This is a genomic window from Streptomyces sp. NPDC048514, from assembly GCF_043199955.1.
GTDB lineage: Bacteria > Actinomycetota > Actinomycetes > Streptomycetales > Streptomycetaceae > Streptomyces.
Genome location: NZ_JBICWT010000006.1, coordinates 63,611 through 75,295, shown reverse-complemented (window position 1 = coordinate 75,295; position 11,685 = coordinate 63,611). Strand labels below are relative to the sequence as shown.

Below are 11,685 nucleotides of genomic sequence, written 5' to 3'. Positions count from 1 at the left end.
GGATCGCGGTGATCGTGCTCATCGTGTGGCTGCTGGGCTTCGTCGTCCGTTCCGCGGATAGTGGCGGGCGCAAGGGCCGCTGGTACCGCTGGTAGAGCGCGCCAATGCAAGACGTGTCGAGGGCCCGGCCGGATACGGCCGGGCCCTCGACGGGCATTGATGCGGCTCGTGGCGGCAGCTGCGAGGGATCGGACGTATCGGAGGGTAGGTGACACGCAGTGGCCCCGCAGGCCCAGCAGTGGAACCCTGCTCCTCCTGTCTGCGGGGCCGCTGCACACTGCCCGGCCTCAGCACGCAGAATGGGAGCGTACGAGTACGGGCGGTCGCCGGGGCGGCCGTGCGACACGCTGGTGGCAGCGCCCTCCTGATGCTGCTTCATCTCCAGTTCTGCTACCGGCGCCGTCCCCCCTTGTCGTCGACGACGTCGGTGGCTGCCGTGCGCGACCGTAGTTTCCTGGCCCGAACGTGTTCAGGCAGCCTGGTGCTGGTCGTGGCGGGCGGGTTCACCTGGCCACGGGATCCGGTCGTCCATCCGGCGCCGCCCCGTGCCCGAAAGCAAAGTACCGAGTACTCACGGGCTGTAGCTCTGACGGTTGTTGACTGTGTGGGCCGGGATTGGTCTCCCGGCGGCGGGAAGGCGTCACGAACGCGGAATGCGGCGTGGCGTCCTGCCTGGACAGGGATGCGGGTTCCGCTTCCCTGCGGTGGCGCTGTCCTCCGGGTACACCCCGTTCTGACACGGAGGACAGCGACACCTGCTGCACAAGACCGTGCTCGGGGTGCCTCAGCCCAGCACACCGTCCCCGGACGCGCGAGCGCCGTTCGCGGGGTAAGCGAACGGCCTTTGTGCGGGCGGCTCCCGTCGTGGTGACAGCTGCTGTTCAACTCACGAACGGAAACTGTTTGGCATGACAAGTCTCGGTTTGTATCATTTCTCAACATGTTGTTCATGGTGATTGAGCGGTTCCGGGACGGGCAGGCGGCGCCCGTGTATGCACGGGTACGGGAACGCGGCCGGATGATGCCGGACGGGCTGCAGTACATCAACAGTTGGATCGACGCCGGATTCAACCGCTGCTTCCAGCTCATGGATTGCGACGACCTCAGCCTGCTCCTGGCCTGGGTCTCCCAGTGGAACGACCTGGTCGACTTCGAGGTGATCCCCGTCGTCGACAGCGCCCAGGCCGCCGCCGTGACCACCGCGATCACCGGCTAGGACACTCAACCCGTGGTGATACCTGCGCACACCCTGGTACGTCTTCCCCGGCGCACCCCGCCCACTTCGCCCCCGCACGTCCCTGAGGCAGGCCTGGCGCGGCGGCACCCCTCGTCGTCACCGAGAGGGACTGCTGCAGGGTTGGGTGACACCTGACCCGGCTTGCTGAGAGGCGGCCTGGAAGGACGTTGCAGCGCCACGACCAGAACGCGTAGCGCTGCCACGTGAAGCGGGTCGGCGAACGGAGTGCCGGCATGGACGGCGGCCAGAGCGGCAGGAGCGCGTCTCTCCACACCGCACCACAGCTCTTCAGCGGATGCGGAGTCGAACGCGACGAAGTCCTCGGCCCAGCCGCACGCGCGGACGCTCTAGAAAACAACGCTCCTTGCCACCGAGTCCGACCTCTCCTGGAGCATTCGGCGCCGGGTCCTGGCCCAACACCCCGCTGACGTAAGCAGCCCAGGTCCCGCAGGCCCGGCCAGAACGGCGAATGGCGAATGGCGTTCATTTCACCTGTCCCAGCCATTTCACCTGTCCCAGCGCGGATCTGCACGGCTCCCCAGAGCGCGTGGCTGCTGTCGCTTCGAACCTCCGCATACACTCGGCTTCTGCCCGCATCACGGACGGGGGACAGGCCATGCAGGCGGAAAGACAAGGTAGGACAGCGACTTGGGCGAAGGTTCTGGCAGGATACGTCCTGCTGGTCCTTATCCCTCTGGCCATCTGGTTCATGATCGACTTCTCACAAAACAACCACATCCCTTGGTAAGGGCGGTCGCGCAGAAGCCGGAGATCACACCCGGAACCTGCTCTCGCCACCGCCGTAGTGCCACGACCACTTATGCCGCAGCAGCGGTTCCTGTAATAGCCGCTGACACCGGGCGTTGTCAGCGGCGTTAGACACACTGCGGCGTATGAACTTGGTGACCGCGCACGACTACACCTGGATCCGCCCCTCGCCGCTCTTCCGCCACGCGATGGAGAGCGGGTACACCCTGACACTGATACGGGGGCGGACCCCGCGCGAGGTGCTGCGCGCGATGGAGACGGAACCACGCGGCATCGGGGAGGGAACGGCCGGGCTGATCGAGGCGGACGACGCCCACCGCGCCGAGGTGGACTACGACTGGGACAATTCCTACGTCGCGGGCGCCTTCCGCGCTCCGGGCGAGAACGGCGACTGGACAATCCTCGGCTTCGACGGTGGCTGGGGCTCGCGGGTGCGTGCGTGCAGACGCTGTCGAAGGGCGGCCGGGTGGAGGCGCACTCGACCAACCCCAGGGCCCTCAGTCCTCGCCCTTGCCACGAGAAACGGCGTGCACGCGGCGTGATCGTTCGTCAAGCCCTGCAGCACGAACGGGTGCCCGGGAGCCGGCGCTGGGGTCAGGTCCAGCTCAGGACAGCGTAGGGGGCATGCGCGTGTCGCTAGGCCACGTACTGGCGGTGGCTCTCGTCTCGGCAGGCCAGATGATCCGCACTGACTGCACATCAGGTAGAACTCAGGGGCTGCCCGGCCCGACCTGCGTCCACGGTCGGCGGCCGGATGTGACAGCGGGCGGGCCGGCTCCTTGCCGGTTGGGCTGGAGAGCCCGGATGTCAGTCGGCACTTCTATCGTGCAGACATGAAGCACTGGGTTCGAAGGCCGTTGCCACAGCATGAGGAGATCAACGTCGTCTTTTTCAGAGGAGTGTCCACGGATGCGCTGACCCGAGGGCTTCTAGCCGAGCGTCGCCTGCCGCTGGCCTACGGCAAGAGCGAGGACTGGAGCGTCATCATGCACGACATGCTCAGCTGGGAGAGCGAAGATTACGACCTCGTTTCCTACGGGCGGCTGTGCCGTGGTGGAGGTGAGCTGGCCGTCTTCGTGACAGAACCCTGCAAGGCCAAGGCGCATGCTCCCGCCTTCGAGTACTACCGCGACGGACGGCTGATCACTCACCTCAGCTTCGAGGATCTGTCCCGCCCAGGAGGGGAAAACCCACATACGCTGGTGCAAGCTCTTACGGCCGCCAAGGTGATCGGCCCTGAAGCAGCGATCGGTGACGATGACGACGAACGACTCGTGCAGGCGATCGCGGAGTTCTTCCAGCTGCCGGAACTCGCCATGTCGTGACGGACGCAGGCCGGGCGGTTCGTGAGACGCCGCCACATGTACCGCCCCGCCCGGCGAGAGTGCGTCACGGGACAACGACCGGCGTCGCCTCAGGTTGCGTGGGCGACGGGAGCGGAATCCCGGTGTCGGATGATGGACGGCGATGGGCCGCTTCCTGGGATTTCAATCACTGTTCTTCTCGGGTGGCATGGGTCGTCCGCTCCAGCTGGCGGGCGTCAGTGGTAGGCCGCGATCATGGCGGCGAGGAATATCGCTGTCGACGCGGTGAGTGCCGGGACCCGGTAGCGCTTCCATGCAGCCAGGGCCAGGCAACCTGACCAAGCGGCGCCCGCGAGGGCGACGGTCGGCCATCCCCTCGCCGCGCCGGCGGCGAGGGGAATGGGAGCCAGCAGAATGGTCGGCGGGATGATGACGAGCCGTGGTCTTATGTCCAGGCGCTTGTAGGTGATGGTGAGCACGAGCAGGGTGACCGTGAGCATGAGGGGCAGGGCCGTCAGGTTCCACCAGGTGATGCAGAGGATGTCGCTGTCCTGGCAAGTCTGAGTGCTGCGGCGGCTGGCCCAGGAAAGGTAACTTCGGGCGCCGGTGGCCAGAACCGCTCCCGTGGCGGCTGCGCCCAGCACGCGCGGCAGAGCAGAGTGGAGCCGCACCGAAGAGGTAGTCATAGGGACAGCCTTTCCGAGTACCGGCTCGTGGGCATGAGTACCTGTACTCACACCGCAGCCGGTTCGCCTGTTGATCGGGCAGCGGCAGACCCGCTATCCCCGCCATTCACCGTCTTCTCCGTCTGCGGGGCGGACTGACGGCCGTCGCACCACCGGCTGGGGCCGGCCCAAGTGTCTGTCCCGCACCTGGCTGTCGGACGTGAAGTGTCCGCAGGCGATGCGTAGTTGCAGATCTTCGTGGTAGCTTCTGTGCGCCGTGCATGACTGCGAACCAAGGAGGTGAGACCGATCAACACTGTGACAGGTCGGGGCTCCCTCTCTCGCATGATCTAGGGAGTGCCCGCAGGAGGCATCCCGAAAGGCTTGAACCGCTATGCGTTTCACCTCTGAAACGTCGGTCGACCGCGTCCGCGAGCAACTCTTCTTCCTCGGCGAAATCCCCGGTGCGCTGTGGACGCCCGAAGGCGGGGCCAGCCGGCGTCCGCTCATCGTGGTGGGGCACGGCGGCGGCCGGCACAAGAAGGATCCTGACGTGGTGCACCTTGCGCGTCGTTTCGTCATCGAGGGCGGTTTCGCGGTCGTGGCAGTCGATGTGCCGGGCCATGGGGAGCGACCAGCGGTCGCGGAGTACAACCGGATCGCGGCTGACAACCAGGCACGTGTGCAAGCGGGCGAAGAACTCGCGCCGCTGATCGCCGAGTTCCAGGCAATGGTGGCCCGGCAGACCGTCCCGGAATGGCAAGCGGTCGTGGATGAGGTCCAGCGCCTCGATCATGTCGGTGCCGGCCCCGTGGGCTACTGGGGGATTTCGCTTGGATGTGGCCTCGGCGTGCCGTTCGTCGCCGCCGAATCCCGTGTCCACGCCGCGGTACTGGGTCTTGGCGGCGCCCTCGGCAAGACCGAGGACGCCACCCGGGTCACCGTTCCGGTCGAATTCCTCATGCAGTGGAATGACGAACGCGTCCCACGGGATCAGAGCCTGGCACTCTTCGACGCCCTGGCTTCCCCCGACAAAACACTCCACGCCAACCCGGGCAAACACGGGGACGTCCCCACCTTCGAGCACGACAGCGCAGTGAGGTTCTTCGTCCGACACCTCGCCTGAATATTGCGCTACGACGTGTACAGAGCCCTGGCTGCCGATCTGTAGGTGTCTGGAGAGTCGCAGGGGAGAGAGCCGGACCGTGCTGCTTCCGCCAGTCGCGACCGCGCCTGGTACGCACTTCGTACGCTAATGGTACGCTTTACGTTCGGCGAAGAAGCAGTGCAGACGCTACATCCTCGACGGCCAGGACGACGCCTTCATTGTCGGAATCAGCGGCTGACCACTCGAGGCGGGAGCAGCCCTGCTGCTCCCGCCGCGTCGCGGGCTACGGGCGGGCAGGCCAGAACTGCACCAACGTTCCACTGCCCTTGATGCTCTCCTCGCCCCTTAAGACGCTATTTCACTTGGCGTATGAGGGTTGCAGCGATAGCCGTGAAAACAGGAAGTGTTCCGGCTTACGCTCGTAACGGCGGTGGAGGCGTCGGCAGCCGGACAGCCAGGACATGGTCCGCTCCACCCAGGGTGCATGGCGGCGCGGCAAGGAAGAGGTTTCCTGACGCGGCACTACCGTCAGGAGGGTGACGGGAATCAACGCCGACCGGCGATGGTCCGCATCCATGCCGGCGGCCTATGAGCAGTACCTCGTGCCGGTGGTCTTCCGGCCCTTCGCCGAGGACCTGACTGCCCGGGCGGTGGCACTCCACCCGCGGCGGATCCTCGAACTCGCTGCGGGAACTGGCGAGTTGACAGCAGGCCTGCTCGCAGCGGCACCCTCGGCCGAGGTGACTGCCACCGACCTGAACGAGGCCATGGTCGCTTTCGGGTCGACCCGGGCCCCTGGCGCGGTGTGGCGGCAGGCCGACGCGCAGCGGCTGCCGTTCCCGGACGGAGGCTTCGACCTGGTGGTCTGCCAGTTCGGCGTGATGTTCTTTCCCGACCGCATCGGGGCCTTCACCGAGGTCCGCCGGGTGCTGGCCCCGGGCGGCCGGTTCCTGTTCAACACCTGGGGCCCGCTCGGGACGCACGCCTTCGAAGTCGCGCTGCAGGCCGGGCTGGAGCGGGCCTTTCCGGTCGAGCCGCCACGGTTCTTCCAGACGGTTCCGCACGGCTATGCCGACCCCGCTGTCGTGGCCGCTGATCTGGCGGCCGCCGGGTTCGCTGTCGAGGACGAGCAGGAGCTGACGCTTCATGGCCGGGCCGCGTCGACCGCCGACCTCGCCACTGGGTACCTCACCGGGACACCGGTGCGCGCGGCCGTTGAGGAGCGCGGCGGCGGACCGGCCGTCCTGGCAGCAGTCATCGAAGAGATGACGGCCCGTCTGGGCCCAGGACCGGTCACCGCCCCCATGACGGCGTACGTCTTCCGTGCCGCGGCCTGAACGCAGGACGCGCCCGCGCAGAGGATGGGCGTGAGTCGACCGGGCCTTGGCGTCGGGGGAGGCGGGGTGTCACTGGTGTCGGGTTGGATGAGCCCGTGGCTGTCTATGACGTGGCCTGCCGGCTTCGCGCCGTTGGCCGGACGACGGCGGGACCTGGGTAGCGGCCCGTGCGGCGGCTGGGCTGAACTGCTCTCTCGGCGGCGTGCGGGATGTCCCCTGCGGGGTCATGATGAGACGGCCCGGCCGCCGCGGGAGCGCCGGGCGGGAAGGGGCAGGCGATGGAGCTGTTCCCGCCGGCGCCGCTGCCGGAGTGGCGGGACACCAAGGAGACGCTGCACCGCTTCACGCAGATTGTCGGCAAGATCCGCTTGGCCGAGAGCGCTCGGCGCAACCACTGGTGGAACGTCCCGTTCCATGTCACTGGGCGCGGCATCACCACACGTCCGATGGGTCAGGTCGACGGGAATCCGATCTTCACCGTCGACTTCGACTTCGTCGACCACCGGCTCGCCGTCATGACGCTGGACGGCGAACAGCGGTCCTTTCCGCTTTCGGGCCAGTCCGTCGCGTCCTTCTACGACCAGACCCTGGCCGCTCTGGCCGCGCTGGGCGTCCGGGCGAACATCGCTATTCCCAGGCCCTTCGATCTACCCGACGCCGACCGGCCGTTCGCCGAGGACACCGAGCACGCGACCTACGACCCGGTGGCCGCAAACCGCTACTGGCGGGTGCTGAGCCAGGTGGCGTCCGTGCTGGAGGAGTTCGCGGCGGGCTTCTCGGGAAAGGCCAGCCCGGTGCACCACTTCTGGCACACCTTCGACATCGCCCACAGCCGGTTCTCCGGGCGCCGGGTAGACCAGCCCCGGCAGGCCGACCCCGTCACCCGGGAGGCGTACTCCTCGGAAGTGATCAGCTTCGGCTTCTGGTTCGGCGACGACACCTTTGCCGAGCCCGCGTTCTACTCGTACACCGCCCCCGAGCCTGCCGGCCTGGCCGAAGCACCGCTCAGCCCGGCGTGCGCGCAGTGGGTCGCGCGCGGCGACAGCCACCTGGCCGTACTGCGCTACGACGCGGCCCGCGCCGAGGCCGATCCACGTGCCGCCGTGCTCGCCTTCTACGAAAGCGCCTACCAGGCCGGGGCCCAACGTGCCGGATGGGACATCGCGGCGCTTGCGTGCCCCGGCGGAATCACGGACCCGGTCCGTCGCATCTGACGAATGCGGTCAGCGGTGCAGCGCGGTGCAGTGGTCAGGCTTCGGTATCGGTGCGCGCCAGGATGCCCTTGAGCAGGCCCGTGGACTGGCCGACCTCGATGAGGTAGCCATCCGGGTCGCGCATGTAGCAGCGCAGCTCGGCGCGCCGGTCGATGGGCGGGGTGAGGAACTCGGCTCCCATGGCGCGGGCCGCCGCGTAGAAGCCGTGGATGTCCGCCACCCGTACGTTCAGGAAGCTGGAGGCGGTGTGGCGGTCCTCCGGCGGGCGCAGTACGACGTCGGGTTTGTCATCCGTGGGCCCGCCGCCGGGGTTCATGATGATCCAGCTGTTGGCGACCTTGATGATGCAGGGGTTCTCCTCCAGCACCACCTGCCCGCCCAGCACATCGGCATAGAACGCCCGCGAGCGAGGGACGTCGCCGACCGTGAGGAAGTGCGTCAGCAGCAGACCCTCGGCCGGTGCGGGAAGGTCGTCGGCTGAGGCGCCGGCGGCGATGAAATCGGACATATGGCCAGCGTAGGGCGGGAGCCCCCGCCCGGCATTCCCATCCGGCAGAGCCCGCCGGGCACGGCCCAGCCGGCCAGCGGGCAGCCGAGCGCCTGCCCCGGGGACTGGACCAGACGCGGGCGAGCGGCCCCGACCACAACGACGGCGCCGCGGGGGTGTAGCCCTCACGGGCGCCGCCGTCCCTACTGTCCGAGACCGCCCGTCGTCAGCCCTGACCGGGTTGGGGCACTCAGGGCCGGGGGAGCTGCTGCTGGCGGTGTGCATCTGGCGGACGGGTGCCCCGGAGTGGCCGTCGAAGGAGGTGTGCGTCAGTGTTCTCTGGCCCGAGTTCGATGTTCTCTGGCCCGAGTTCGATCCGGTCTGACCACGCACTTTTTGCGTACTTATCCCGTGCATTTTGCGTATAGAGGGGCTTGGGCGGGCGATACGGTGCCCGCCCGGAAGGCCCACCGCCGGCACCTTCCGCTTCCGGCTCTAGGAAGAGCTGCCGCTGGGCGGCCGGTCCTCCATCCAGGCCAGGCCGAAGCCATCTCCCACCTGGCTGCGCGCAAGGTGACGTCGCTGCGGAGCCCCGACCGGCCAAGCGCCACACCCTGCGAGGTGCCCCTTCCGGTACCCGAGCCGTGCCCGTGGCGGGATGCCCTCCGCGCACCCCCGTGGCGGGATGCCCTCCGCGCACCCCCCGTGCTCGTGTCGTGTCGCGTTCAGCGGCCGGCCGCGATGAGCAGGGCGAGTGCGGTGGCGACGGCCGCGAGGGTCACTGCTGCGGTGACCGGGACCGTGCGCACGCGCCGGCCGGCGGGTCGCTGGCGGCGGGCGAGGCCGAGTGCCACCCGTGCGGCCTGGGTGAGGACGCCGGCGACGGCGGCGAGGAGGAAGGGCAGGAGGCCGTCCGGGAGGGGGACGGCGCTCGTGACGAGCACGCCGGCGAGCGGGCTGAGGCAGGCGAGTGTGAGCCAGCAAGCCGTACGCCGTCCGGGCTGGGCGCCCAGGAGCGCGGCCAGGGCCAGGCCTTCGCCTGCGGCGTGTACGAGGAGCGCGGCCATCACGGCGATCGAGGTGGTCAGGGCGAGGGCCGCGCCCTCCACGAAGCGGTGCACGGCGAGTCCTGCTGCCGCGCCGATGCCGCCCACACGTTCCCGCCTGCACGGGCAGCCGGTCCGGGCGAGGGCGCCCGTGAGGGCGAACGAGGCGAGCGCGGTGAACGGCACCGCCCACGGCGGCAGGCCGGCCTCGGCGGCCTCGTCCCACGCGTCGGGCAGCAGGTCGACAACGGCTATGACCAGCAGGATCCCTGACGCGACGGCCGGCACGAGCACGGTAGGGCCAGGTGCCCGCCGCGCCGCCCAGGCTCCCGCCACCGTGGCCAGAGCCACCAGCGATGCGGCCACCAACGATGCGGCCGGAGGCAGCAGGCCGGCCGAATCGCCGGCGGGGTGCGTGCCGGCCGCTTCGAAGGCGCAGAGCATGGTTTCTCCCGGTTCAGCGGCGGGCCGCGCGGGCGGCGCCCTGGCGCACCGGCGCCGCCCCCACGGACGTAGTCACCGGCCCTGGTCAGCGGCGGTAGCAGTAGGAGTCGGAGGAGGCGTCGCCGCCCTGCAGGCGTGTCTGGTGCACGCGCAGGCCGGCGAAGTCCTCGCCGTGGGGGAAGAAGCGGCCGTCCACCGACAGCCCGCCGCGCGAGGTATCGGCGTCCAGCTTGACCATCCACGGCTCGATGCCTGCGGGATAGAACTGCTCGTCCCAGGCGGCGTACAGGGAGTTCGTCAGGTAGACGCGCTGCCCGTCGCGGCTGACCTCGACCATCTGGGCCCCGCCCGTCAGAGGCACGTCAGGCGCGGCGGGGTGCGGCCGGCGGGCGGTGATGCCGCCGAGCCGCACGGCCGCGGTCCGCCTGGGTTGCCGCGGGTCGCTCACGTCGTACTGGATGAGGTCGCCGGTGCCCCACGCAGAGACGTACAGCCACCGGTCGTCCACCGAGAGGTCGATGTCGGTGATCAGCGGCGGCACAGCGCCGAACGGCTTGAGCGCCGGGGGCAGGTCCTCGGCCGGGGCGGGCTCGGCCGGGAGGGTGATCACCTTGGTGACGTGGAAGTCCTCGCCGTCGCGATGCCAACGCCACACCGAGGCCGACAGGTCCTCGACGTCGACCACGGTGTTGGTGAACCCCCAGGTGGCCTCGGGGTCGTGCGCGGGACGCAGTTCCAGCACCATCTGGTGGGCGTCGCCCAGGTCGACCTGCTGCAGGTGCCGGCCGGTGTCGAGTTCCCAGAAGTGCAGGCAGTGGCCGTAACGGCGCCCCAGCAGCAGGTCGGGGACGAGACCGTCCTCGATCATGGAAGGTGTTCCCCACTCGCTGGTCACGGCGATGTTCTGGGCCAGGTGCCACCAGACGTCGTAGGCGAGGTGCTGCGGCCCGCGCTCGCTCTCCCAACCGCGCAGCACCTCGAAGCTCTCGTGGTCCAGCAGCGCCACGCCGCCGGGCCCGTCCGCGCCGTCCGCGCCGCCCAGGCAGGACAGGAAGACGCCGTCGGGACCGCAGTGCAGGGTGTGGGGGCGCGAGTACCCGGCCCGGGCGGCCAGTTCGCCTGGCTCGACCGTCTTGACCAGGCGGGGGCGGGCCGGATCGGGGACGGTGTCGAAGACGTGCAGCCTGGAGGAGCGCAGTCCGGGCACGATGAGATAGCGGCGCGCGGCGTGGTGGTGACCGGCATGGGCCAGCGCGCTCGAGCAGGCGTTCCAGCCAAAGTGGTGCAACTCGTTGCCCAGGCCGGGCACCTCGGCGTGGGCGATCACCCGGCCGTACGCCGCGGAACCGGGGTCGGTGCCGACGGTGAACAGCGCGTCCGGGCGCGATCCGGCCGGGTCGAACCCGACGACGTAGGCGAGTTCCTCCCCGGGCGCGGCGACGGCGTCCGCCGGGGTGCGGTAGAGGGTCGGATCCTGGTGGCCGTCGTGGCCGTGCGGGTGCTCGGTCGTCGTCATCGTGTGTTCCCCACTCGGCGAACACAGGGCCAGGGACCGGGTGAACCCCGTCACGGACGGGCCGGCGCTCTCGTCCGCCGTCGACGTGCGGTGAAGGACGGATATGCCACTGTTTCCGAGCGTTTCACAGTCCCCGGAGCCCTGCCACGGCGCCCGGCCGCGACAGCGCTGCCGGCCACCGAAAAGCGGGCTGTCTCAAGGCTGGCCGTGAGGGGGGCGCCGGCAGCCGTGTCCACACCAGGAGTGCGCGGGCACTCGGACCATAGGCCCTGTTTCCCGCACTGCGACGCCCTTTCCCCGCACCCGCGACGCCGCTCCATTTCGGCCCCGGCACCCCACCCGGCCCTGACCCCGGCAGGGGGGTTCGGCTTTCGGCAGGGCCGGTGCATCAGGTCGGGCCACGGGCCGGGCTACGACTGCTCGCATGCCTCCACGCAATGTACGGACGGCGTACGGGAAGCGCACGCGACTCAGCCGGATAGTCATGCTGTGCATCTAGGCCCAGTCGATGCCGCGGTCCGGTATTTGCGGCTAGCACCGCCGCGGGAGCTTCGGCCCG

General features: G+C 69.3%; 10 protein-coding genes and 2 pseudogenes. 7 read left to right on the top strand and 5 right to left on the bottom strand.

Features of this window, described 5'->3' with window-relative positions:
• From ACGFT2_RS14765 to ACGFT2_RS14750, 4 genes and pseudogenes are all read left to right on the top strand, one after another.
• Positions 1 to 95 (top strand): annotated as a pseudogene (locus ACGFT2_RS14765) (hydrophobic protein); the annotation flags it as partial.
• Between the two features lie 854 nt (positions 96 to 949).
• Positions 950 to 1,216 carry a DUF3303 domain-containing protein gene (locus ACGFT2_RS14760; protein WP_393277770.1) on the top strand — a complete coding sequence of 89 codons (267 nt, stop codon included), beginning with the start codon at positions 950 to 952 and terminating at the stop codon, positions 1,214 to 1,216.
• 914 nt (positions 1,217 to 2,130) lie between these two features.
• Positions 2,131 to 2,547: a DUF6461 domain-containing protein gene (locus tag ACGFT2_RS14755; protein WP_393277768.1), complete on the top strand. Its 417-nt coding sequence runs from the start codon at positions 2,131 to 2,133 to the stop codon at positions 2,545 to 2,547.
• 291 nt (positions 2,548 to 2,838) lie between these two features.
• A complete protein-coding gene (locus ACGFT2_RS14750; protein WP_393277766.1) occupies positions 2,839 to 3,330 on the top strand; it encodes a hypothetical protein in 492 nt (163 codons plus the stop codon).
• Positions 3,331 to 3,545: 215 nt separating this feature from the next.
• Here the strand turns inward: ACGFT2_RS14750 and ACGFT2_RS14745 are convergent, their stop codons facing one another.
• Positions 3,546 to 3,995, bottom strand: a complete 450-nt coding sequence (locus ACGFT2_RS14745) for a hypothetical protein (RefSeq protein WP_393277764.1) — start codon at positions 3,993 to 3,995, stop codon at positions 3,546 to 3,548.
• A gap of 373 nt (positions 3,996 to 4,368) precedes the next feature.
• Between ACGFT2_RS14745 and ACGFT2_RS14740 the strand changes: the two genes are divergently transcribed.
• The gene (locus tag ACGFT2_RS14740; protein WP_393277762.1) at positions 4,369 to 5,100 is read left to right on the top strand and encodes a dienelactone hydrolase family protein; all 732 of its coding nucleotides are present in this window, start codon (positions 4,369 to 4,371) and stop codon (positions 5,098 to 5,100) included.
• Between the two features lie 335 nt (positions 5,101 to 5,435).
• Here ACGFT2_RS14740 and ACGFT2_RS14735 read toward each other — a convergent pair.
• Positions 5,436 to 5,572 (bottom strand): annotated as a pseudogene (locus ACGFT2_RS14735) (IS5/IS1182 family transposase); the annotation flags it as partial.
• Between the two features lie 85 nt (positions 5,573 to 5,657).
• Between ACGFT2_RS14735 and ACGFT2_RS14730 the strand changes: the two are divergent.
• Positions 5,658 to 6,419 (top strand): class I SAM-dependent methyltransferase, encoded by a 762-nt coding sequence (locus ACGFT2_RS14730; RefSeq protein ID WP_393277760.1) that lies wholly within the window; start codon positions 5,658 to 5,660, stop codon positions 6,417 to 6,419.
• A 278-nt stretch (positions 6,420 to 6,697) separates the two neighbouring features.
• Positions 6,698 to 7,633, top strand: coding sequence for a DUF5996 family protein (locus ACGFT2_RS14725; protein WP_393277758.1), 936 nt, complete (start codon positions 6,698 to 6,700; stop codon positions 7,631 to 7,633).
• Between the two features lie 34 nt (positions 7,634 to 7,667).
• Here ACGFT2_RS14725 and ACGFT2_RS14720 read toward each other — a convergent pair whose 3' ends face one another.
• The 3 genes from ACGFT2_RS14720 to ACGFT2_RS14710 form a co-directional block, all read right to left on the bottom strand.
• Positions 7,668 to 8,141 (bottom strand): VOC family protein, encoded by a 474-nt coding sequence (locus tag ACGFT2_RS14720; RefSeq protein ID WP_393277756.1) that lies wholly within the window; start codon positions 8,139 to 8,141, stop codon positions 7,668 to 7,670.
• Positions 8,142 to 8,845: 704 nt separating this feature from the next.
• A complete protein-coding gene (locus ACGFT2_RS14715; protein WP_393277754.1) occupies positions 8,846 to 9,610 on the bottom strand; it encodes a hypothetical protein in 765 nt (254 codons plus the stop codon).
• Positions 9,611 to 9,695: 85 nt separating this feature from the next.
• The gene (locus tag ACGFT2_RS14710; protein WP_393277752.1) at positions 9,696 to 11,126 is read right to left on the bottom strand and encodes a selenium-binding protein SBP56-related protein; all 1,431 of its coding nucleotides are present in this window, start codon (positions 11,124 to 11,126) and stop codon (positions 9,696 to 9,698) included.
• Positions 11,127 to 11,685 lie beyond the last annotated feature (559 nt).